General features: G+C 68.5%; 23 protein-coding genes. 17 read left to right on the plus strand and 6 right to left on the minus strand.

The genetic code is table 11. From position 1 onward, the window contains the following. Positions 1–10: 10 nt before the first annotated feature. Positions 11–1,159 carry a hypothetical protein gene (locus BCM27_RS05450; protein ID WP_004020885.1) on the minus strand — a complete coding sequence of 383 codons (1,149 nt, stop codon included), beginning with the start codon at positions 1,157–1,159 and terminating at the stop codon, positions 11–13. 13 nt (positions 1,160–1,172) lie between these two features. Between BCM27_RS05450 and BCM27_RS05455 the strand changes: the two genes are divergently transcribed. Further along, positions 1,173–1,718 (plus strand): DUF2599 domain-containing protein, encoded by a 546-nt coding sequence (locus tag BCM27_RS05455; protein ID WP_004020884.1) that lies wholly within the window; start codon positions 1,173–1,175, stop codon positions 1,716–1,718. Between the two features lie 27 nt (positions 1,719–1,745). Here the strand turns inward: BCM27_RS05455 and BCM27_RS05460 are convergent, their stop codons facing one another. Genes BCM27_RS05460 through BCM27_RS05470 form a run of 3 tightly spaced genes read right to left on the minus strand, consistent with a single transcriptional unit; the run spans position 1,746 to position 4,422 of the window. After that, positions 1,746–2,615, minus strand: a complete 870-nt coding sequence (locus tag BCM27_RS05460) for a metal ABC transporter permease (RefSeq protein ID WP_033205332.1) — start codon at positions 2,613–2,615, stop codon at positions 1,746–1,748. Then, positions 2,612–3,469, minus strand: coding sequence for a metal ABC transporter ATP-binding protein (locus BCM27_RS05465; RefSeq protein WP_004020517.1), 858 nt, complete (start codon positions 3,467–3,469; stop codon positions 2,612–2,614). The genes BCM27_RS05460 and BCM27_RS05465 overlap by 4 nt, the downstream gene beginning before the upstream one ends. Then, positions 3,466–4,422 carry a metal ABC transporter solute-binding protein, Zn/Mn family gene (locus BCM27_RS05470; protein WP_004020516.1) on the minus strand — a complete coding sequence of 319 codons (957 nt, stop codon included), beginning with the start codon at positions 4,420–4,422 and terminating at the stop codon, positions 3,466–3,468. Before BCM27_RS05470 ends, BCM27_RS05465 begins: the two co-directional genes overlap by 4 nt. Positions 4,423–4,549: 127 nt before the next feature. Here BCM27_RS05470 and mshA point away from each other — a divergent pair, with 127 nt between their 5' ends. From mshA to BCM27_RS05485, 3 genes are all read left to right on the plus strand, one after another. After that, positions 4,550–5,899, plus strand: coding sequence for a D-inositol-3-phosphate glycosyltransferase (gene mshA / locus BCM27_RS05475; protein WP_033205390.1), 1,350 nt, complete (start codon positions 4,550–4,552; stop codon positions 5,897–5,899). A 21-nt stretch (positions 5,900–5,920) separates the two neighbouring features. After that, complete coding sequence (locus BCM27_RS05480) at positions 5,921–6,535, plus strand: type III secretion system chaperone family protein (protein ID WP_004020514.1); 615 nt, start codon at positions 5,921–5,923, stop codon at positions 6,533–6,535. 81 nt (positions 6,536–6,616) lie between these two features. After that, complete coding sequence (locus BCM27_RS05485) at positions 6,617–8,224, plus strand: 4-coumarate--CoA ligase family protein (protein ID WP_033205326.1); 1,608 nt, start codon at positions 6,617–6,619, stop codon at positions 8,222–8,224. Positions 8,225–8,290: 66 nt separating this feature from the next. Here BCM27_RS05485 and BCM27_RS05490 read toward each other — a convergent pair whose 3' ends face one another. Beyond that, on the minus strand, positions 8,291–9,739 hold the full coding sequence (locus BCM27_RS05490) for an APC family permease (RefSeq protein WP_004019976.1): 1,449 nt from the start codon (positions 9,737–9,739) through the stop codon (positions 8,291–8,293). Positions 9,740–9,890: 151 nt separating this feature from the next. Here BCM27_RS05490 and BCM27_RS05495 point away from each other — a divergent pair, with 151 nt between their 5' ends. From BCM27_RS05495 to BCM27_RS05510, 4 genes are all read left to right on the plus strand, one after another. Next, positions 9,891–10,637, plus strand: coding sequence for a phosphoglyceromutase (locus tag BCM27_RS05495; RefSeq protein WP_004019975.1), 747 nt, complete (start codon positions 9,891–9,893; stop codon positions 10,635–10,637). Positions 10,638–10,718: 81 nt separating this feature from the next. Then, positions 10,719–11,039 (plus strand): GNAT family N-acetyltransferase, encoded by a 321-nt coding sequence (locus BCM27_RS05500; RefSeq protein ID WP_004019974.1) that lies wholly within the window; start codon positions 10,719–10,721, stop codon positions 11,037–11,039. A gap of 118 nt (positions 11,040–11,157) precedes the next feature. Next, positions 11,158–12,573, plus strand: coding sequence for a sensor histidine kinase (locus BCM27_RS05505; protein ID WP_004019972.1), 1,416 nt, complete (start codon positions 11,158–11,160; stop codon positions 12,571–12,573). Then, positions 12,570–13,256 (plus strand): response regulator transcription factor, encoded by a 687-nt coding sequence (locus BCM27_RS05510; RefSeq protein ID WP_004019970.1) that lies wholly within the window; start codon positions 12,570–12,572, stop codon positions 13,254–13,256. The genes BCM27_RS05505 and BCM27_RS05510 overlap by 4 nt, the downstream gene beginning before the upstream one ends. A 27-nt stretch (positions 13,257–13,283) precedes the next feature. Here the strand turns inward: BCM27_RS05510 and BCM27_RS05515 are convergent, their stop codons facing one another. Continuing rightward, a complete protein-coding gene (locus BCM27_RS05515; protein ID WP_004019969.1) occupies positions 13,284–14,144 on the minus strand; it encodes a DUF3109 family protein in 861 nt (286 codons plus the stop codon). 55 nt (positions 14,145–14,199) lie between these two features. Between BCM27_RS05515 and BCM27_RS05520 the strand changes: the two genes are divergently transcribed. From BCM27_RS05520 to BCM27_RS05555, 9 genes are all read left to right on the plus strand, one after another. Then, on the plus strand, positions 14,200–15,177 hold the full coding sequence (locus BCM27_RS05520; protein WP_172622045.1) for a Ppx/GppA family phosphatase: 978 nt from the start codon (positions 14,200–14,202) through the stop codon (positions 15,175–15,177). A gap of 51 nt (positions 15,178–15,228) precedes the next feature. Beyond that, the gene (locus BCM27_RS05525) at positions 15,229–17,004 is read left to right on the plus strand and encodes a GtrA domain-containing protein (RefSeq protein WP_004019967.1); all 1,776 of its coding nucleotides are present in this window, start codon (positions 15,229–15,231) and stop codon (positions 17,002–17,004) included. A 14-nt stretch (positions 17,005–17,018) separates the two neighbouring features. Next, a complete protein-coding gene (locus BCM27_RS05530; protein ID WP_033205321.1) occupies positions 17,019–17,912 on the plus strand; it encodes a sugar phosphate isomerase/epimerase family protein in 894 nt (297 codons plus the stop codon). A 38-nt stretch (positions 17,913–17,950) separates the two neighbouring features. Then, a complete protein-coding gene (locus BCM27_RS05535) occupies positions 17,951–18,808 on the plus strand; it encodes a thioesterase family protein (protein WP_004019965.1) in 858 nt (285 codons plus the stop codon). A gap of 6 nt (positions 18,809–18,814) precedes the next feature. Next, entirely contained in the window at positions 18,815–19,675 is an 861-nt protein-coding gene (proC, locus tag BCM27_RS05540; protein WP_004019964.1) for a pyrroline-5-carboxylate reductase, read from the plus strand. Between the two features lie 188 nt (positions 19,676–19,863). After that, a complete protein-coding gene (locus tag BCM27_RS05545) occupies positions 19,864–20,097 on the plus strand; it encodes a helix-turn-helix domain-containing protein (protein ID WP_004019963.1) in 234 nt (77 codons plus the stop codon). Positions 20,098–20,422: 325 nt separating this feature from the next. Then, on the plus strand, positions 20,423–20,524 hold the full coding sequence (locus tag BCM27_RS25370) for a 30S ribosomal protein bS22 (protein ID WP_003402602.1): 102 nt from the start codon (positions 20,423–20,425) through the stop codon (positions 20,522–20,524). A gap of 97 nt (positions 20,525–20,621) precedes the next feature. Next, positions 20,622–21,674, plus strand: a complete 1,053-nt coding sequence (locus BCM27_RS05550; protein ID WP_004019962.1) for an NAD-dependent epimerase/dehydratase family protein — start codon at positions 20,622–20,624, stop codon at positions 21,672–21,674. Positions 21,675–21,860: 186 nt separating this feature from the next. After that, positions 21,861–23,033, plus strand: coding sequence for a lysophospholipid acyltransferase family protein (locus BCM27_RS05555; RefSeq protein WP_172622046.1), 1,173 nt, complete (start codon positions 21,861–21,863; stop codon positions 23,031–23,033). The last annotated feature ends 25 nt before the right edge of the window (positions 23,034–23,058 follow it).

Consider the following 23,058-nt stretch of genomic DNA (forward strand, 5'->3'; position numbering starts at 1 on the left):
GCAGTCCCGGTCAGGAGGCGTTCTCGCGCACCACGTTCCATGCCGGGTCGTTCGGCCCGATGTCGTAGGTGCACTCCGTCCCGCGCGGATCCGGCACGAAGGACCACAGCAGTGCGCCGGCGACCCCGGCGGCGCGGTGTCGCGCGATGATGGTCTCGAACTGCTCGGCCCGGCTCGCGACGGAGCCACACGAGCCGGCGTGGATCCCGATCTCGTTGACCACGAGTGGTTTACCGAGTTCGCGAGCCTGCTCCAGTCGTGCGCGCAGATTGCTGCCCGCGGGCCCCGATTCGGAATCGACGTCGGAACGGTAGTCGTGGAAGTCGAGCACGTCCAGACCGGCCGAACGCCCGACCGCGGTGAACCCGGGGCCCGCGAGACCGCACTGGTCGCCGCCCACCAGACCCGAGAAGATCGGGCGGTCCGCGTCGAAGTCGCGGAGGTGGGCACCGGCCTGGTCGAAGAACGATCTCAGCACCGCCGTGGCGTCGGCAGGGCAGGTGCGGTAGCGCCAGTCACAGGAGGTGGCGCCGCATTCGCTGGCCTCGGGTTCCCCGACCAGTTCCCAGCCGGCGATCGACGGCTCGTCGTGCCACCGCGTCACCGCGATCTCGATCCACTCCGCGTAGGACAGTCCGCCGACCCGCTCGTCGGTGCGCCAGCCGTCGACGTAGAAGTCGCGCTCCTTGAACCGCTCGTCCTCACAGTCGCCCGACCCGCCGGTGAGCACCGGCAGCACCATCTGCCGGTGCCGGGCCGCGGCCGCGAAGACGCGGTCGATCGGACCGAAGTCGAGCAGTCCGCTGCGCTTGTCGACGGCGAACACCGAGTACAGGTTGAAGCGGGTGAGTGCTCGGGGCGGGAGTTTGGCGAAGTATCCGTCCGCGTCGACCTGGGCGCCGCAACCGCGGTTGACCGACCAGTCGGTGCTGAGCTGGTAGGCGTTGAAACCGGCGGGCCACCACGGCTTCCCGTCGAGCATCAGACCGTCCGGAGTGGCCGAGGCCCGGTGCGACTGGGTCGACCGGGGAGGTCCCGGATCGGGGGTGCGCGCACACCCGGCAAGGCACAGCAGGGCGACGACGATCGCGGTCAGCAGCACCGTGAGCGCCCGCTTCGTCGTGCGTCGGTGGACCACAAGGAGCAGGCTACCCGTCACCTAAGGTGTCGGTATGTCGACCGGGTTTCACAGGGCGGGTACGGGAGTGGCGGGCGCAGCGCCCAGGTCGTGGCGGGCCGCCGCCGGCGCGCTGGCCGTCGTCGCGGTCCTGTCGGCCTGCGGCACCGACGCCGCCGAGTCCGGACCGCAGGGGACGAGCACGGCCGGCAAGAGCACGACGAGTCCGTCGCCCACCCCGTATTCCTCGGGCCCGTACTCGCCCACCGAGAGCGCGCCGGCGATCGTCTACCGCCCGCCCTACATCGAGCGAACCGAATGGACCGACACCGCAGTCGGCCCGAGCCTCTCGGTGTTCCCCACGAACTCAGGGCGTTACACCACCGAGCCCGGCGCGATGACCGCGGCGTGGGCGGAGGTCGTCGCGCTCGATCCCACCGCCGACACCCCCGGCATGCAGGCCCAATTCGACTGCCACTGGCGGTTCGCGCGCCTCGTCGAACCGGAAAAGCCCAGCTGGAACCTGGAACCCGGCCGCCCCGTCGTCGCCGAGGAGGACATGGTCGGCGCCGGTTGCAATCCCGGCTTCGCCGAGGAGTGACTCAGCGCGTGCGATGCACGCCGTGACTCAGCGCGTGCGATGCACGCGGCGGTTGCCGATGATCCGGCACACGACGTAGATCGCGAACGAGATGATCGTGACGAACACCGACACCGGCAGTTTGGGGGCCAGCGACATCAGCAACCCGCCCACCGCCGCGACTTCGGCGAACACGACCGACAGCACCAGCGTGCGCGTCGGATTCGACGTGACGCGCGCGGCCGCGGCGCCGGGGGTGATCATCAGCGACATCACCAGCAGCGCGCCGATGATCTGCACGCCCTGTGCGGCCGCGAGGCCCATGATGATCGCGAACACCACGGACAGCGTCCGGATGGGTACGCCCTGCGCCTGCGCGACACGGGGGTCGGTCGAGGCGAACAGCAGCGGCCGGTAGATCAGGGCCAGCACGACGACGACGATGCCGGTCGTGATGGCGATCGCGACGAGGCCGTTGATGCCCACGCTGACGACCTGCCCGGTCAGCAAAGCGAAGCCGGTGCCGATCCGGCCGTACAGGGCCAGGAACAGCACGCCGATGCCGAGGCCGAACGCCATGACGACGCCGATCACCGAGTCGCGCTCCCGCGCCTTGTTGCCGAGGAAGCCGAACACCGCCGCGGCGATGACCGCACCGATGACACCGCCGAGGTTCACGCTGAACCCGATCAGCAGGGCCGCCGCGGCGCCGGTCACCGACAGCTCACTGGCACCGTGCACCGCGAACGACATCTGCCGCGCGACGATCAGGGGACCCAGCAGGCCACCGAGGAGGCCGAGCAGCACCATCGCGAGCAGCGCCTGCTGCATGAAGTCGTAACCCAGCAGGTCGACGGTGGTGGAGAAGTCCCAGAGGTCGCTCAACGAGCGATCCGCGGCGGTATAGGTGATGCTCACGCCGGACCTCCCGAGCGCGCGACACCCGAACCCGTCTCCGCGGCACAGTGATGGGCGTCCTCGCCGCCGATCACGACGAGGCGGCCGTTGACGCGGAGCACCTCGACATCGCTGCCGTAGAGCTCGCTCAGTGTCTCCGTCGTCATCACCTCGTGCGGCTCGCCGATGCGGAACCGGCCGTCGACCAGGTACAGGACGCGGTCGACGTAGGGGAGGATCGGGTTGATCTCGTGGGTCACGAAGACCACGGCCGTCCCCGCCTCCCGGCGCCGGCGGTCGATGAGTTCGACGACCACCTGCTGGTTGGTGGGGTCGAGGCTGGCGAGCGGTTCGTCGCACAGGAGCAGCCCGGGATCGCTCACCACCGCCTGCGCGACCCGCAGCCGCTGCTGCTCACCGCCGGAGAGGACGCCGAGCGGCGCATCGGCGTACGGCAGCGCATCCACCGCGCGCAGAGCGCGGTCGACGAGTTCGCGTCGACGCGACCGTCCGCGCAGACCCACACCCCAGCGACCCCCGTCGACTCCGAACCCGACGAGGTCGCGCCCGCGGATGGCCATCGGGTCGGCGTCGTCCTCGGCGTGCTGCTGCGGGATGTAGCCGACCGCGTCGGTGGTGGCGACATTGCCGCGGTCGAGCGCGTACTGGCGCAGCAGGACCCGCAGGAACGAGGTCTTTCCCGAACCGTTCGGCCCCAGGACCGCGATGAATTCGCCGGGCTCGATGGTCAGGTTCAGGTCGTCCCAGAGGATCCGGTCGCCGAACGCGAGTCGGGCGCCGGTGAACGCGACCACGGGCCGGCTGCCCGTCTGCGATCCACCCCGGTCGGCGTCATCGTGGTCTGCCCCGCTCAATTGGAACCGGAACCCAGTGCCGCGGTGAGCGCGTCGATCTGGGCGCCCTGCCAGACGAGGTAGTCCGTGACGCCGTCGGGAAGGGTCTCGGTGAACTTCACGACCGGGACGCCCGCCGAACCCGCGACGTCGAGCATCGCCTGCGTCACCGGATCCACGGCCTGGGTGTTGTAGATGAGCACCTTCGCGCGGCGGTCGGCGAGGATGTCCTGGAGGGCTGCGCGGTCCGCGGCCGCCGGCGACTGGCCCTCTTCCACGGCCTGGGTGAAACCGGCCGGCGCGATGTCGACGAGTCCGGCCTCGGTCAGCATGTAACCCGCGAGCGGCTCGGTCTGCGCGACCTCGGTGCCCGCATGCTGCTCGCGGATCGTGGTGAGCTTCGCCCGCAGGCCGTCGATGCCCGTGGTGAAGGTCTCGGCGTTGGCGCGATAGGTCTCCGCGTTGGCCGGGTCCTGCTCGGCCAGGGCGTCGGCCACCTTGTCGGCCACCTGGGCGACGACCGGCAGGTCGTAGAAGACGTGCTCGTTCTGGTCGTCGTGCGAGTGGTCGTGGGCGCCGTCGGAGTGGTCACCTTCGGCGTGGTCGGCCTCGGCGTGCTCGTCGCCCCCGAGCAGGGCGAACGCGTCGACCGCGGTCGCGTCGGAGTTGGCCGCGGCCTCTTCCATGTAGGAGTCGTAGTGGCCGCCGTTGAACACGAGGATGTCGGCGTCGGCGATGGTCGCGGTGTCGGCGGCGGACGGCTCGAACTCATGGGGGTCGCCGTCTGCGTTGTTGTACAGCGCCGTGACCTGGGCCTTGTCCCCGGCGACGGCCGTCGCCACCGAGCCCCACACGTTCGTGGAGGCGACGACGGTCGGCGGGCCGTCGGACCCGCCGGAATCGCTTGAGCAGGCGGACAGCACCAGGGCGGCGGCAGACAGCACGCCGGCGGCGGCCAGCAGGGATTTCTTCATCGACAACCTTTACGCAAATGACAATCGTTACCGAAAACAGTCTAGGTGATCGCGCCGGCGGGCGTGCAGGGTGTCCGCGCGCCGGGGGACGCGTCACCCGATGCGGCGTTTCTCTATGGTGGAGACCATGACCTCCAGCCCGTTCCCGCGGCGTGTCGCGCTGATCTCCGTGCACACCTCGCCGCTGGCGCAACCGGGTACCGGGGACGCCGGGGGAATGAACGTCTACGTGTGGCAGACGGCGACCCGGCTGGCCCGTCGAGGGGTCGAGGTCGAGATCTTCACGCGTGCGACGTCGTCGGCCGACGCGCCGTCGGTCGCCGCCGCGCCGGGGGTCACGGTGCGCAATGTGGTCGCCGGACCGTTCGAGGGCCTCGACAAACGCGACCTGCCCGCCCAGCTGTGCGCGTTCACGGCCGGGGTGCTCCGCGCCGAGGCGGCCCAGGCGCCCGGCCACTACGACGTGATCCACTCGCACTACTGGCTCTCCGGCCAGGTGGGCTGGCTCGCCCGCGACCGGTGGGGGGTTCCACTGGTACACACCGCGCACACCCTCGCCGCGGTCAAGAACGCGTCATTGGCCGAGGGCGACACGGCCGAGCCCCAGCTCCGCGTGATCGGAGAGCAGCAGGTCGTCGGCGAGGCCGATCGGCTGGTCGCGAACACGCAGACCGAGGCGGCCGAACTGCTCTCGATGTACGGCGCCGCCGCCGACCGCATCGATGTGGTGACTCCGGGGGCCGATCTGGACTGCTACACAACGGGATCCGCCTCGGCGGCGCGCGCGGCACTCGGCCTCGATCCCGACGAGACGATCGTGACGTTCGTCGGGCGCATCCAGCCGCTCAAGGCCCCAGATCTCCTCGTGGCCGCTGCCGCGCCGCTCATCCGCGAGTCCGCCGAGTCCGGCCGAAAGCTGCGACTGCTCATCGTCGGCGGACCGTCGGGGTCGGGCCTGCAACGACCCACCGCACTGATGGACCAGGTCGCCGAACTCGGCATCGCCGATGCGGTGACCTTCCTCCCACCGCAGCCGGCGGATCGTCTGGTGCAGGTCTACCGGGCGTCGGATGTCGTTGCGGTGCCGAGTCATTCGGAGAGCTTCGGGCTGGTCGCGATCGAGGCGCAGGCATGCGGGACGCCCGTCATCGCCGCGAATGTCGGCGGTCTCGGCGTGGCCGTCGACGACGGCCGGACCGGCGTCCTCGTCAACGGGCACGGGGTCGGCGACTGGACGAACGCGATCGAGAAGCTCCTCGCGCAACCCGAACGTCTCGTCGAGCTCGGCCACAACGCCCGTTCCCACGCCGAGCAGTTCTCGTGGGAACACACGGTGGATCAGCTGCTGGAGAGCTATGGCCGCGCCATGCGGTCCTTTGCCGCCCACCGGAGTCCGGAGTCGCCCGACCCGTCGGCGACGGCTGGGGCTCGCGTCCGACGCCGCTGGCGGCGCCGGCGCAACCGGGTGACCGTCTGAATTCACCGAAGAGAGGATGCCGTGAGCCGCACCGAGGTCGTCGACCTGCTCGAGAAGACGCTGGGCGAGAACGAGATCGCCTTCACACGCAAGAGCGGCGGCGGCGCCGACGTCGACCATGTGGTCGTCGAGTTGCCCGGCGAACGCAAACTCAAGACCACCGTGCTGCTGACGGCGAGCGAGCACGGTGTCCGAGTGGAGGCCTTCGTCTGTCGTCGGCCCGACGAGAACCACGCCGGGGTCTACAAACACCTGCTGAAGCGCAATCGCCGGCTGTACGGTGTCGCCTACACCATCGACAACACCGGTGACATCTACCTGGTGGGTCGGATCTCCGCCGATGCGTTGAGTTCCGGCGAGGTCGATCGCATTCTGGGTCAGGTCCTCGAGGCCGCCGACGGCGACTTCAACACCCTGCTCGAACTCGGCTTCCTCACCTCGATCCGGCGCGAGTGGGCGTGGCGGGTGTCGCGCGGTGAGTCCCTGCGCAACCTGCTCGCGTTCGAGCACCTGATCGACAAGGAGTCGCTGCCGGAGGCCGGGGCGCCGCTCGAAGGCCGCTACGTTCCCGGCGAGTCGGTCGTCGAGGGTGCAGACCAGGCGACTGACGTCGGGTCCAAATCGGACGAATCGTAGACTCGTCGCGAGAGGTCCACGTCACATCGTGTCAATAGTCGTTGATACGATGCGGGCGAGAAATTCCCCAATGGAGGTGTCATGAGCTTCACGAGTCCGTTCCCTGACGTCGAGATCCCCGATGTGAGCGTGTTCGAGTTCCTGTTCGGTGCGGTGGCCGAGGACGATCTGGGACGCACCGCTCTGGTCGATCCGAAGTCGGGGGCGACGACGACGTATGCGCAGTTGATCTCGCAGATCGATGCGGCGGCGGGTGCGTTGGCGTCGCGGGGGATCGGTGTGGGTGATGTGGTGGGCATCCTGTCGCCCAACATCCCGGCGTTCGCGACGGTCTTCCACGGCGTCTTGCGGGCCGGCGGCACCGCGACGACGATCAACGCGCTGTTCACCGGGCCCGAGATCGCCAAGCAGCTCCGTGATTCGGGCGCGAAGATGCTGGTGACGATCTCGCCGATGCTGGAGCAGGCCAAGGCCGCCGCCGCCGAGGTCGGGCTGGCGGATGCGGATCTGATCGTCCTCGACGGCGAGGGTCAGGACGCCTCGGGGCATCCGAACGCCGCCGATCTGTTGGGGGCGGGACTGTCCGCGCCGGAGGTGTCGTTCGATCCGTCGACGCACGTGGCGGTGCTGCCGTATTCGTCGGGGACGACCGGCAATCCGAAGGGTGTGGCGCTCTCGCACCGCAACCTCGTCGCCAACGTCGCCCAGATCCGTCCGCTGCAGGGCATGGGCGCCGACGACGTGGTGATCGCGGTGCTGCCGTTCTTCCACATCTACGGCATGACGGTGCTGCTCAACGCCGCCCTCTACAACCGGGCGTCGCTGGTGATCATGCCGCGCTTCGATCTGGTCGAGTTCCTGGAGAACATCCAGAACCACAAGGTGACGATGGCCTACATCGCCCCGCCGGTGGCGGTGGCGCTGGCCAAGCACCCGATCATCGACAACTACGACCTGTCCTCGCTGCACACGATGATGTCGGGTGCCGCACCGCTGGATGACGAGCTGGGTCAGGCGGTGGCCAAGCGTCTGGACCTGCACATGCTGCAGGGCTACGGCATGAGCGAGTTGTCGCCGGTCAGCCACATCATCCCGGCCGACACCCCGGGTCTGCTGGGGCAGCAGGATCCGCCGCTGTCCTCCACGGGCTGGGCGGTGCCCAACTCGGAGAACAAGATCGTCGATCCCGCCTCCGGCGCGGAGATCGAGCTGCCGAGCGAGGGGCTGTCCGAACCCGGCGAGCTGTGGGTGAAGGGCCCCAACGTGATGCTGGGTTACCTCAACAACGAGCAGGCGACCGCCGACACCATCGACGCCGATGGTTACCTGCACACCGGTGACATGGCGCAGGTCGATCCGACCGGTTGCGTCTACATCGTCGACCGGCTCAAGGAACTCATCAAGTACAAGGGCTACCAGGTGCCGCCCGCCGAGCTCGAGGCGCTGCTGCTGACCAACGACAAGATCGCCGACGCGGCGGTCATCGGGGTCATCGAGGCGGAATCGGGTGAGGAGATCCCGAAGGCGTTCGTGGTGCGTCAGCCCGATGCCGACATCTCCGCCGAGGAGGTCATCGAGTTCGTGGCGTCGAAGGTCGCCCCGCACAAGAAGGTTCGTGCGGTGGAGTTCATCGAGACGATCCCGAAGTCGGCCTCGGGCAAGATCCTGCGCAAGGACCTCCGGAAGTAGTTCCGGCTCGTGACACAGTATGACGTTGTGCCCGGAATCCGGGCACAACGTCATACTCGTCTGTGCTCAGGGGATCTCGTGCGGCGGGATGTCGTCATACGCCGAGGTGGCGGCGGCTCCCGAGCGCTTGTTCCACCAGTAGGTGAGGGCCCACAGGACGATGCCGAGGAGCAGCAGCCAGCCGGCGACGACGTACTGCTCGGGGTCACGTCCGGTGATCGGCAACGTCAGGTAGCCGCAGGTGACCGCGCCGAGGACCGCGATGGGTGTGTAGGTGCGGAAGTGGTTGTGCCCCACCTTGTCCTTGCGCAGCACCAGAACCGACACGTTGACGACGGTGAACACCGCGAGCAGCAACAGTGCGGTGGTGCCGCCGAGCAGGCCGACGATCGAACCCTCGGGATCGGCGCTGACGTAGGTGAGCAGGCACAGCGCGATGACGGTGGTGAAGACGATGGCGGCGAAGGGCGTCCGGCGCCCCGGGTGCACATAGGCGAGGAACTTCGGGAGCACGCCCTGCTTGGCCATGCCGTACAGCAACCGGCTGGCCATCATCATGTTGATGAGCGCGGTGTTGGCGACGGCGAACATCGAGATCCAGGGGAGCAGGTCTGACATCGGGAAGTCCGGGGCCGCGGTCTGCACGACGTCGACGAGCGGGGTCTCGCTCTCGGCGAGGACGCCGACCGGGACGATCGCCACGGCGCAGATCGCGATGAGCACGTAGACGACCGCGGTGATGCCGAGGCCGCTCAGCATGACCTTCGGGAAGATCCGGGTGGGTTCCTTGCACTCCTCGGCCATGTTCACCGAGTCCTCGAACCCGACCAGGGCGAAGAACGCCAGGGACGTCGCCGCGGTGACCGCGATGAAGACGTTCTTGTCGTCGGGACTCTCGAAGGCCACCACCGCATCCCAGTGATCGGCGTTGCCGCCCACCATGAACCAGTAGCCGATGAACAGCACCAGGAGCAGGCCGGTCAGCTCGACGAGGGTCAGGACCACGTTGGTGCCCACACCTTCGGCGACGCCGCGGAAGTTGATGAACATGACCAACAGCAGGAATCCGATGGCGATGGCGAACAGTGCCGGACTCGTGGCATCGGGCTTGTCGCCGCTGAAGGCGGCCAGCATGTTCACCGCGAACGCGCGGGATGCGGTGGTCGCCGACGTGATGCCCGAACACATGACGGTGAACAGCACGATGAACGTGATGAAGTGGACGCCGAATGCCTTGTGCACGTACAGCGCGGCGCCGGCGGCCTGGGGATACTTCGTTACCAGCTCCAGATAGGAGAACGCCGTCAGCGTCGCCACCGCGAAGGCGATCAGGAACGGCAACCAGGCCGCGCCGCCGACCTCGCCGGCGACCTGACCGGTGAGCGCGTAGACGCCGGTGCCCAGGATGTCGCCGATGATGAACAGCAACAACAGCTTCCAGCCCAACACGCGTTTGAGCTCGGGCTGCTTCTCCGCATTCTGGCCGGTCGCGCCGGCGTCTGTACTGGCTGTCATGCGCTCACGCTAGACCTGCCCTGGTCCGTTCGCGCGGCGAATCGACGGGTTCTTTACCATTTCGCCGATCTGTGGCGTTCACCGGGGGTCGTCCAGGGGCGGGGCCGCCGGTGCGGAGAGGTCGCGCTTCGACTGTGGAAAACTATCCGCCATGAGCAACGGCACCTTGATCCTGATGCGTCACGGCGAGAGCGAATGGAATGCGTCCAACCAGTTCACCGGCTGGGTCGATGTGGCGCTCACCGAGAAGGGCAAGGCCGAGGCCGAGCGCGGCGGCGAGCTCCTCGTCGAGCACGACCTGCTGCCCGACGTCGTCTACACATCGCTGTTGCGCCGGGCCATCACGACGGCGCACATCGCGCTCGACCGCGCGGACCGCCTGTGGATTCCGGTGATCCGTGACTGGCGGCTCAACGAGCGGCACTACGGTGCGCTGCAGGGCCTCAACAAGGCGGAGACCAAGGAGAAGTTCGGCGACGAGCAGTTCATGCTGTGGCGTCGCAGCTACGACACCCCGCCGCCGGCGATCGAGCCCGACGCTGAGTACAGCCAGGTCGGCGATGCGCGTTACGCCGACCTCGCCGAGGTCCCCCTCACCGAGTGCCTCAAGGACGTGGTCGACCGCTTCATCCCGTACTACCTCGAGACCATCGTGGCCGATGTGAAGGCGGGCAAGAACGTCCTGCTGGCCGCCCACGGCAACTCGCTGCGCGCGCTCGTCAAGCATCTCGACGGGATCTCCGACGACGACATCGCCGGGCTGAACATCCCCACCGGTAACCCGTTGCGCTACGACCTCGACGACGACCTGAAGCCGCTGAACCCGGGTGGTACCTACCTCGACCCCGAGGCCGCCGCCGCCGGCGCCGCCGCGGTCGCCGCGCAGGGGCAGAAGTAGGCGTCGGAGTCCGTTCGGACATCCAGACGTGACACGTTTCGCCATGGCGTCGACGGTGTGGCGCGCGCTACATTAGACGGCATGGCGGACGTGGGAAACCTGCGAATCGAGCATTCACCTGCGCGGGAGCGGTACGAGGCGATCCTCGTCGCCGAATCCTCGGGCGAGGACGAGGTCGTCGGATACGTCGACTATGTCTCCGAGCCGTACCAGGTGGTCGTCACGCACACCGTGATCCGGGAACAGTTCAGTGGTCACGGCTATGCGGGACAACTGGTCCGGGCCGTCCTCGAGGACATCCGTGGCAGCGGAAAGCAGGTGGTGCCGGTCTGCTCCTACGTGCAACGTTTCATCGAGCGCCATCCGGAGTTCGCCGACATGGCGGTACCGGTTCCCCAATGACCGTCCCGGGCGGGCTGGTTCCCACGCTCGCGGGGTCTCCGGCCAACTCCGCGTGAACAACTGCCGAACACCTTCGTCAGATGTGCGTTCGGAGTTGGTCGAGCCGTAAGCTGCCCCTGTGACCGCCGCAATCTCCGCCGCGACGATCGCGTTCGTACTCGCGCTCTGCCTCGGTGTCGTGATCGGACGACGCACCCGGGACCCCAGACGGTCTCGCGGATTCGCGCTCATCGATCGCCTCTCACGTGGTTCCGCGTCCGCAGACGCCACCGCGACCGTCCTCCACGACACCCTCGGCCCCCGTGCTGTGCCGACCTGGGCGGAAGTTCGCGACTCCGATGTCCAGGCGACCACCGATGACGGTCGAATGACCAAGGCCGGACTGCTGAGCATGGTGGTGCGCAACACCGAGACCGCCATCGCCGTCGTCGACGAATTCCGCGACGTCGTGCTCTACAACCAGCGGGCCGTCGAACTCGGACTCGTGCGCGAGATGCTGCTGGCCGACCCCGTGTGGGATGCGGTGAAGGAAGTCCTCGACACCGGGGTCGCCCGCCGCTTCGAGTTCAGTCCGCCGATGTCGAGTCTCGGCTTCGTCTCGACGGGCCGGACCCCACGGCCCAGCGTCGAACACGTGCGCTGCCACGCCAAGATCGTCGCGCAGGGCGACGAACGCTACGTCGTCGCATACGGTCTCGACGACACCGAACACAAACGCGTGGAGGCCACCCGGCGGGACTTCGTCGCCAACGTCTCACACGAACTCAAGACACCGGTGGGGGCCATCGGCCTGCTCGCCGAGGCGCTGCTGGAGTCGGCCGACGACACCGACTCGGTACAGCACTTCAGCCGTCGCGTGGTCGGCGAGACCAAGCGCATGGGCAACATGGTGAGCGAACTGCTGGCGCTGTCCCGGCTGCAGGACGGCGTCACGCCGGAGTTCACGTGCATCGATGTCGATTCGCTCATCGACGACGCGCTGGCGTCGGCGACCCTCGCCGCCGAGGCGGCGGCGATCGAGTTGCGCGCAGACGACCCGATCGGGGTGATCATCCGCGGTGACCGGCCACTGCTGCTCACCGCGTTGAACAACCTCATCTCCAACGCCGTCTCGTACTCACCGTCGGACACCGTGGTCTCCATCAGTCGCCGGGTCATCAAGATCGACGGCCGGCCGATGGTGGCCATCGCGGTCACCGACCGCGGGATCGGCATCGAGCCGGAGGATCAGCAGCGCGTCTTCGAACGGTTCTTCCGGGTCGACAAGGCCCGCTCGCGGATGACCGGCGGCACCGGCCTCGGTTTGGCCATCGTCAAGCACGTGGCGGCCAACCACGGCGGGACCATCAACCTGTGGAGCAAACCCGGTACGGGCTCCACGTTGACGCTCTGCATCCCGGAGGATCTCTCGGACACCGGCTGGCCGGTGGCGGCCGAGCAGGCCCTGTCGGATCCCGATTCCCCGCCCCGCGCACTGCCCTCCGCGGAGGGTGACGATCCATCTGCCCGACCCACCGAAGGACACACGAGTTGACCCACGTTCTGATCGTCGAGGACGAGGAATCGCTGGCGGACCCGCTGGCATTCCTGTTGCGGAAGGAGGGCTTCGAGGCCAGCGTCATCACCGATGGCGCACAAGCCCTGTCGACCTTCGATCGGGTGAGTCCCGACATCGTGCTCCTCGATCTCATGCTGCCCGGGATGTCCGGTACCGAGATCTGCAAGGCCCTGCGCACCAGGTCGAATGTCCCGGTGATCATGGTGACCGCGCGGGACAGCGAGATCGACAAGGTCGTCGGCCTCGAACTCGGCGCGGATGACTATGTGACCAAGCCGTATTCGGCCCGTGAGCTGATCGCCCGGATCCGCGCGGTGCTGCGTCGCGGCGGGGACGTCCCCGATGATGGTCTGGAGATCGGGATCCTGGAGGCCGGTCCGGTCCGGATGGACGTCGAACGGCATACCGTGGCGGTCAACGGAACCCCGATCACGTTGCCACTCAAGGAGTTCGATCTCCTCGAGTACCTGCTGCGCAACGCCGGCCGGGTCCTGACCCGGGGCCAGCTCATCGACCGGGTGTGGGGCGTCGACTACGTCGGCGACACCAAGACTCTCGACGTGCACGTCAAGCGACTGCGCTCCAAGATCGAGCCGGATCCGGCGAATCCCAAGCACCTCATCACCGTTCGCGGCCTCGGGTACAAGCTCGAGGCCTGAGCGGCGGGCCGGACGACCCCCGCTCGACTACTCCGGGGGTTGCAGCTCGTACTTGACGTCGGTGTCGCGGCGTCGGGTCGCGGCCTGCGTCGCGGGGTGGATGGCGATGAGCCCCAACCCGTTCCGGCGTCGGCATGCGGCCGCGAGGGCCTCGTACGCGGCTTCGCCGAGCAGGGCGGTGAGCTCGGGTGCGTACGATTCCCAGACCTGCTTGGCGCCGATGTGGGCGTCAGGGGAGCCCGAGCAGTACCACTTCAGATCGTGGCCGCCCTCGCCCCACCCGCGCCGGTCGAATTCGGTGATCGTCGTCTGGAGCACCTGTGTGCCGTCCGGCCGTTCCACCCAGTCCTGCTCGCGCCGTACCGGGAGCTGCCAGCACACGTCGGGCTTGACCGTCAGGGGTTCGAGTCCCTTGCGCAGCGCCATCGAGTGCAGCGCGCAGCCGACGCCGCCGGCGAACCCGGGGCGGTTGAGGAAGATGCACGCCCCCTTGTGGAGTCGGGTCTTGAGGGCGGGTTCGTCGTCGAGGTCGCTCTCCTCGAGGTAGCCCTTGGGGCCGACCGGATCCTTGCCCGAGCCCTTCTTGTGGAACTGCCAGTCCGCGGGCGTCAGCATCGCCACCCCGCGGGCGAGGGTCTCGCGATCGTCGTCGTCGGACAGGTACGCGCCGTGACTGCAGCAACCGTCGGTCTCCCGGCCGGGCAGGATGCCCTGGCACGCCGGCGTGCCGAACACACACGTCCAGTGCGAGAGCAGCCAGGTGAGGTCGGCCCTGATGACGTGCTCCGGATCGGCGGGATCGGCGAATTCATACCATTCGCGCGGAAAGTCGAGTTCGACCTCCGGCGCGGGATCGATGCGGGGCGCGGACGGCGAGATGGCGGTCACCTCTCATACGGTAGCCGGGATCGGGCGGGGGAGGCCGCTGCACTACCGTTGACCCGTGCGCTTAGGAGTCCTAGACGTGGGCAGCAACACAGTCCACCTCCTGGTGGTCGATGCCCACCGTGGCGGCCATCCCACCCCGATGAGTTCGACCAAGGCGGTTCTGCGTCTGGCCGAACAGATAGACGTCGACGGCCGGATGAGTGACCGGGCCGTCGCCAAGCTCATCGACTCGATCGACGAGTTCACCCATATCGCGCGGACGTCCGGCTGCGAGCAGATGATGGCGTTCGCGACGTCGGCGGTGCGAGACGCGACGAACTCCGACGATCTGCTCGACGAGATCGAGCAGCGGACCGGGGTACGGGTGCTGGTGCTGTCGGGTCGCGACGAGGCCCGCCTCACCTCGCTGGCGGTGCGCCGTTGGCGAGGGTGGAGCGCCGGGCGCATTCTCGCGCTCGACATCGGCGGTGGCTCGCTGGAGATGTCCAACGGTGTCGACGAGGAACCCGATGTGGCGTTGTCGTTGCCGCTTGGTGCCGGACGCCTCACCCGCGAGTGGTTGCCCGACGATCCGCCGGACCGTCGCCGGGTCGGTGTACTGCGCGACTGGCTCGACGCCGAACTGCGTGCGCCGGCGGCACAGCTGCTGGCACCCGGTGCGCCCGATCTGTGCGTCGGGACGTCGAAGACCTTCCGGAGTCTCGCCCGCCTGACCGGGGCGGCGCCGTCGAGTGCCGGACCACGGGTGCGCCGCGAGCTGACGACGAGCGGGCTGCGTCAACTCATCTCGTTCATCTCCCGCATGACCAAGGCCGATCGTGCGGAACTCGAGGGTGTCAGTTCCGACCGCGCCGGGCAGCTCGTCGCCGGTGCGCTGGTCGCCGAGGCGGCGATGCGCGCGTTGCAAGTCGATACACTGGAAATCTGTCCGTGGGCACTTCGCGAGGGTGTGATCCTGCGCAGGCTCGACGCCGAGCAGGCCGACTCGCTGGAGCCGACACCGGCGCGCGGCGTACACGAGGGCGTCGGCTGAGCCAGAGCCCCGGAGCAATGACGTTCGAGAACGAGGACGGAGAGCCACTTCATGCCGAAGGATTCGGAGCCCGAATCTCGACCCATCTCGGTGTCGGAACTTCTCGCCCGCTCGCAGGGGGCGGAGAAGGACTCGCCGGCACCCTCGCGCGAGGGACGGGGACGCAGGCGCGCCGGACGTGACGGCTCGTTCTCGGTGTCCGCCCTGACCGGCGAGATCCCGAGGGTCACCGACGCCGACCCGGCACCCGAGACCCCGGCCCGGCCCGAGCCGGCCGCCCAACCCGGATCGACCGCCACGCCGGACTCAGCTGCCGAGCCGAAGACCCCGGCCCGGCCCGAGACCCCGACCAGGCCCCAGCCGGCTGCCCGGCCCGAACCGGCCGCACCGGCCGCGCGCGCCGACCGTCCGGCGCCGGTCACCCCGCCCGAGCGGGACACGACCCCCCGGGCCCGGCCGGACGCGACCGCGGCACCGTTCCCACGTTCCGGGAACCCGATCGCACGTCGCCCGGCCGACGATCAGCCGGTCGTCGACCGCCCGCGTGCCGACCAGCAGCAGGGGCGGCCCGGCGGACGCACCGCCAGCGGGATGCCCGGTTACGGCCAGGGTTCCGTCCCGCCGATGTCGACCCGCGACTTCAGTTCGGAGGCGGTGGCACGCCGTCTCGGCCAGACCCCGCCGCGCGACTCCGCTCCCGTCGACCAGGAGTCGGCGAACGCCGTCACCGGGATCATCCCGGTGGTCGGTGAGAACGGTCAGGATCTGTCCGTCGTGGACTCCGACGATGTGGTCACCTACGACCTCAGCGAGGTCGACGCGGGCCCCGGCGGCCCCCGCGAGCGGGGTGACGGCGGGTTCTCCGAGGTCATGGACTTCGACGCCTACCGCAACTTCGCCGACGTGGAGGGGGACGGCGACAGGACCGGCGGTCGAGACCGTGCCGACGCGGGGGCGCGGAAGAGCGCAGCGGCGAAGAAGTCCAAGACGTCCGGTGTCGGCGGACTGGCACGGAAGCTCTTCGGCACCAAGAAGCGCGACCAGACCCAGAACGAGCGGAATGTCGACGAGCGCCGATCCGAAGAGGACGACCAGCACGACCGTGCCGGTGACGAATCGACGTCCGACTGGGCGGCGACCGCGGCAGCCGCCGCAACCGCGGGCGGGACGACGGCGGCGATCGCCGCGGCGCGGCCCGACGCGCACCCGGCCGACGACGACCTCGCCCACAGCGACCCGATCGATGTCCACGCCGGTGACACCCGAGCGACGGACCGCGCCACCGACGACCACCCGACCGAGGCCATCGCGCCGGTCGCGTCCGAGCAGGAGGTTGCCGGCCGGGTCGACCTCGTGAAGGACGACACTCCCGAGGGGCCCGTCGAGCCGGGGGAGCCGGATGAGTTCGACGCCCTGCACGATACGACGGACATCGACGAGACGCCCGGTGCCGAATCCGGGCACCCGACCCCCGCGGACGATCCGGCCGGGCACGACGCCGGCACGGTCCCGGTTGAGCGTGACGAGGCCGACGACGCCCCCGACGGGGCAGCAGACGATGCCGAGCAGTCGCCGGTGAAAGCGTGGCTGCTGTTGTTCGGGCAGGCCGTGGCCGGTCTGGCCGTCGGCGTCGGTCTGTTCTGGGGCTTCACCGAACTGTGGCGCTGGAATCCGTACTTCGCGCTGGTGCTCGCCGTGCTGGTGATCTTCGGCATCGTGACGCTCTCGCACGTGGTCCGGCGCACCAAGGACCTGCCGACGACGCTGCTCGCGCTCGGTGTGGGTCTGCTGGTCACCATCGGGCCGCTGGTGTTGTTGGCCGCGTGAGCCGGCCCGAGCCGATGAACCCGCGTCCGGCGGCCGAGATCCCGATCGGGCTCTCGACGGCGTCGGTGTATCCCCAGAACACCGAGGCGGCCTTTGCCTATGCCGCCGACCTGGGGTTCGACGGGGTGGAACTGATGGTGTGGGGTGACTCGCTGAGCCAGGACATCCGGCGCGTCGAATACCTGTCGGACCACTATCAGGTGCCGGTGCTGTCCATCCACGCGCCGTGTCTGCTCATCACCCAGCGGGTCTGGGGGCGCGACCCGGTCGTGAAGCTGGCGCGCGCGGTGGAGGCCGCCGAGGACCTGGGCGCGTCCACCGTCGTCGTGCATCCGCCGTTCCGGTGGCAGCGTGGCTACGTCGCGGCCTTCGACGATCTCGTCGACGAGCTCGAGGCGGACAGCGGCATCGCCGTCGCCGTGGAGAACATGTTCCCGATGCGCGCCGACCGATTGTTCGGTGCGGGTGAACCCTCGGTCCGCCGCCTGACCAAGCGAGGCGGCGGTCCCGGCCTGGCGGCGTCGGCGTTCGGCAAGTCCATCGACCCGACCGACGACGGCTACGCGCACTACACCCTCGACCTCTCGCACACCGCCACCGCAGGCGTCGACGCCCTCGCCCTTCTCGACCGGATGGGTTCGCGGCTCAACCACCTGCACCTGGCCGACGGCCACGGAGCAGCCACCGACGAGCACCTCATCCCGGGTGACGGCGGCCAGCCCTGCGCGGAGGTGTGCCGGCGCATCGCCGCGAGCGACTTCGCCGGGGCCGTTGTGCTCGAGGTCACCACCGGCAGTGCGCGCACGAAACCCGAACGCAGCGCCCTGCTGGCCCGTTCGCTAGATTTTGCGCGGCGGCATCTCAAACGGGAGCTGCACCCCGAGCCGCTCGGCGAGTTCAGCCGCTGACTTCTCGGGGGACGAGTCTCCTCGACGAAGGCGGGACGATGACCAGCAAGATCACCGAGGTGCAGGAGCTGACCGAGGTGGGCCGGGGCGGTCCGGACTCGATCACCCTGCGGGCGCACATCGACGCGACGTTCACCATCGGGCCCAAGGTGCACGGCGGCACGCTGCAGATGGTGGTCGCCAAGGCGGCGCGCACGGCGCTCACCGCACTGACGCCGGACGGTGACCGGCTCGCGGAGTCGGCCGCCGCGATGATCCCGGTGGCGATCTCGAGCGACTATCTCACCGCCCCGGATGCCGCGGACATCGATCTGGAGATCTCCGTGCGCAAACGCGGACGCACCGTCACCGTGCTCACCGTCGACGCGGTCCAGCTCGGCCGTACCGTCGTGTCGTCGTCGGTCACCATGGCCCGGCCCGACAGCGGCCGGCCGCACCACTCCGCCCCCACGGTCCTCGACGCGCTGCCCGTGGAGCCGTCGCCGACGGGTATCCCGCTCGACGGTTCGCCCATCGCCGAGGTCAATCACCTGGGGGCCGCCATCGATCTGGTCCTCGACTCGGAGACGTTCCCCGTTGTCCGCGGCGAGACGGGCGAGCCGCTCGTCCGGGGGTGGATCCGGCCGAAGGGTGTCGAACCCGACGAATATTTCACGGTCCTGGTGGGCGACATCTCGCCGCCCGTCGTGATGAACCTGGCCCTGTTCGGGTGGGCACCCACCGTCCAGTTGACCACCTATGTCCGCCGGCATCCCGCGCCCGGCTGGCTGCGATTCGCCGCCACGAGTTCCGAGGTCGGCCCCGGGATGTTCGAGGAGGACCATCTCGTGGTGGACTCGACCGGGACGGTCGTCGCGCAGTCCCGCCAGCTCGCCCTCATCCCCTCAGGAAGGTAGACATCCGTGTCCGAACGCATCGCCATCATCGGCGGAGGCAAGATCGGCGAGGCACTGCTCGCCGGTTTGATCGGTGCAGGCACCCCGACCAAGGACCTCGTCGTCGCCGAGCGACTGGAGAGCCGCGCCACCGAGATCGCCGATGAGTACGGCGTGCTGGTCACCGACGTCAGGAGCGCCGCGGAATCGGCGCAGTATGTCTTCCTGGCGATCAAACCGGACGACGTCGACTCGATCCTGCGCATCCTGGCCTCGGCGGAGGACAACGCGGATTCCGAGCGGGTGACCGTCACGCTCGTCGCCGGTCTGCCGCTGTCGCGATACGAGAGCGCGCTGCAGGCCGGGTCGCCGGTCATCCGGGTCATGCCCAACACCCCGATGCTCGTGAACGAGGCGATGTCGGCAGTCTCGGCCGGACGCTACGTCGGTGACGAGCAGCTGCAGGCCGTGGTCAAGATCCTGCAGACGGTCGGCCGCGTCACGGTCGTGCCGGAGAAGCAGATGGACGCCGTCACCGCGGTGTCCGGTTCGGGACCGGCCTATGTCTTCCTGCTCGCCGAGGCGATGATCGACGCCGGCGTGGGCCTCGGCCTGACCCGCGCCCAGGCCTCCGAGATGGCGGTCCAGACCATCCGCGGCGCGGGCATCCTGCTGAGCGACTCCGGTCTGTCCGCGGTCGATCTGCGCGCGGCCGTGACGTCGCCCGGCGGCACCACCGCCGAGGCCATCCGTGAATTCGAGGCCAACGGCCTACGGCACGCCGTCTACCAGGCGACTCGCGCCTGCGCGGCCGCCAGCGCGCGTGGTGGACGTCGAGTGGAAGTCGAGGGTTTGGCGCAGGGACACGCCGTCACCGACACCCCATGAATTGTGGTCCAAGGGCCGACAAACCCCAGCATGTTGGGGTCGAGTCACAGGAATCTCAGAAATACCGGTCTCTCACGTCGCTTTTTTCACATCTGCCACGCTAAGCTTCTTTAAGCACGTGCGTGTCTGATGTCCGCAGGAGGGGAAGCCTGCGGCCGCGACGCGTGCACCGGAGGTATGAGTGATTCATGGCACCTGCAGACACTCCTGGTGACAGGACAGGCGCAGTGAGCAATGCGGCTTCGGCGTCGCAGTTCCTCACTGTCGCCGAGGTTGCATCGTTGATGCGCGTTTCGAAGATGACCGTCTACCGTCTCGTCCACAACGGCGAACTGCCCGCGGTTCGGGTCGGACGCTCGTTCCGTGTGCACGCGAAAGCGGTCCACGACTATCTGGAGACGTCCTACTTCGACGCCGGCTGATCCGGCGCGTTGGACGCCTGAACAGCAGTTTTCTCCACAGACCTCCGTGGCCGGCCCTGTGCCGGCCACGGGGGTCTTCTGCTTCGACGGTGCCGGCGGCGGCGGGTGTGAGTCGCTTCGAAGGCCCGGTTCGGTGCTGTTCGGCGACCGCGATTTCCTGATCCGGCGTGCCGACCGGTAGGCTCGGTGGTCGCGTACCTGGATGCGCCGGTGAGCCCTACGTGACACACCGCCGCTCGTCGCTTCGCTCCCGGCGCCGTTCCCGGCTGAAGTGCAGACCAGGGCCGAACAAGTACATCAGTGTCAATCGTGAGGAAGCGCCCCGATGGGTTCAGTGATCAAGAAGCGCCGCAAGCGCATGTCGAAGAAGAAGCACCGCAAGCTGCTGCGTAGGACCCGGGTGCAGCGTCGCAAACTCGGCAAATAGGCCTTTCTTCGGCATGGGGACCCGCTTCGGCGGGTCCTTTTGTCGTTCCGGGCGGTCTCGTCGGGCCGAATCGTCGGACTGCCGATAGCCTCGGGGTATGGCCGAACCCACCTCCGCCCCGCCCCGGGTGGTCCTGGTCACCGGGGCGTCGACGTTTCTCGGTGGCTACCTCGTGGCGCGCCTTGCCGCCAACCCCGACATCGAGAAGGTGCTCGCCGTCGATTCGCGGGTGCCGCGCAAGGACCTCCTGCGCCGGATGGGACGGGCGGAGTTCCTGCGGGTCGACATCCGGCGACCCACCATCGCGAAGGCACTCGCCGCCTACGACGTGGACACCGTCGTGCATGCGGCGACCTCGATCGCCGACACCGCCCCGCATTCGGCGGCGATCAAGGAGTTCAACCTCGTCGGGGCGATGCAGGTGTGCGCCGCTTGCCAGCGCACGCCGTCGGTCAAGAGACTCGTGTTGCGCTCGACCGCGATGGTCTATGGGGCGAGCAGTCGTGACCCGTCGCACTTCGCCGAGGAGACCCGGGCGCCCCGCGAGCCGAAGCGTGGATACGGTCGAGATCTACTCGACGTCGAGGGTTATGTACGCGGACTCGGCCGTCGGCGGCAGGACATCGACATCACGATCGTCCGCCCCCAGGCGATGTTGGGTCCGCGGATCACCACACGGATGAGTTCGTACCTCTCGCTACCGGTCGTGCCGACGGTGATCGGTTTCCAGCCGCGTCTGCAGTTCCTGCACGAGGAGGATGCGCTGGCCGCGATGGAGCACGTGACCCTCGCGGGCAAGGTCGGCACGTTCAACATCTCCGGTGAGGGTGTGGTGACCCTCACCCAGGCGATCCGTCGTGTGGGACACGTCGAACTGCCTGTTCCGAGCAGTCTCCTGGCCCCGATCGCGGGTGTGTTCCAGGACCTGCGGTCGGCGAAGTTGAGGTCGTCGCAGACGGAATTCCTCACCTACGGCCGGGTACTCGACACGACTCGGATGCGTACCGAACTCGGCTTCGTGCCGCGGTACACGACGCTCGAGACGCTGGACGATTTCATCCAGCGCAGCGGGGTGACGCCGGTGATCGGGTCCGATTCGTGGAGATCGCTCGAACAGCGGGTCGTCTCGGCTGCCCATCAGCTGCAGTGAAATTCCGGGTCATGATGGTGACGAAGTCGACGTGAGCATGCGCAACGTGAGTGCAACCTCTAGACTTGGACGTCAGACCCACATCGCGCCCACCACGAATATTCTCCGCAGCGGCTCGAGCGCAGGACATCAACGCAGATCCGGGCCCCGGCCCGGCCCGGAACCGTACCCAGGAAACAACTAGGGGTGAGTACTTTGGCAGGTAGCGGAGCGACAGATGCACGTACCGCGAAAGTCATTCAGCTCTACACGTCGCCGTCGGGTCCCGACGCCCGTGGCGTCCGGGAGTCCGGCCGCCGTCGACATCCGAGCCAGCAGGTCGGGCATGACCGATCGAAAGCCGCAGCAGCGCAACGTACTTCGACGCTCGGTCATCCCAATACCGACGGCTTCGGCCGGGCGCCGGCGCGGGTGACCCCGATCAGCGACGAGATCACACTGCCCGACGAGGCGCTGGGTGTCGAACACCGCGGTCCGTCGAAGTCGAGCCCGTTGTTCAGCCTGGGCGGCCTGCGTGGTGCGGTCGCCGACACCCTGACCTCGACCGCCGGGTTCATCCGGGAACGGATGGCGGGGGAGTACGAGGTCGACGAGTTCGGTTTCGACCCCCACTTCACCGATTCGGTGTGGTTCCCGGCCGTCCGCCAGGTCTACGAGAAGTGGTTCCGGGTCGAGGTCACCGGCATCGAGAACCTGCCGCGCGAGGGCGGGGCGCTCCTGGTCGCCAACCACGCGGGCACCATCCCGATCGACGCGGTCATCACCTCGCTGGCCGTGCGCGACAATCACCCCGAAGGCCGCTTCCTGCGGGTGCTGGCCGCCGACATGGCCTTCGACACCCCGGGGATCAGCGAGGTGGCCCGGCGGATCGGGGCGACGCTGGCATGCAACTCCGACGCCGACCGGCTCCTTCGCGCCGGCGAGCTGACCGCGGTCTGGCCCGAGGGGTACAAGGGCATCGGCAAACTGTACAAGGACCGCTACAAGCTCCAGCGTTTCGGTCGCGGCGGATTCGTGACCACGGCGCTGCGCAATGCCGCGCCGATCATCCCGGTGTCGATCGTCGGTTCCGAGGAGATCTACCCGATGCTCGCCGACCTCAAGCCCCTCGCCAAGATCCTCGGCCTGCCGTACTTCCCGGTGACCCCGCTGTTCCCGTGGCTCGGTCCGCTGGGCATGGTGCCGTTGCCGTCGAAGTGGCACATCCATTTCGGGCGCCCCATCGAGACCGGGTCCTACGACGAGGCGTCGGCCGACGACCCGATGGTGGTCTTCGACCTCACCGACCACGTGCGCGAAGAGATCCAGCAGACCCTCTTCCGGATGCTCAGCCGACGCGGGAGCGTCTACTTCGGCTGACGGTGCCCGCACCGCTCCGTCAGCT

Origin of the sequence: Gordonia terrae, from assembly GCF_001698225.1 — a bacterium.
GTDB classification, from domain to species: Bacteria; Actinomycetota; Actinomycetes; order Mycobacteriales; family Mycobacteriaceae; genus Gordonia; species Gordonia terrae.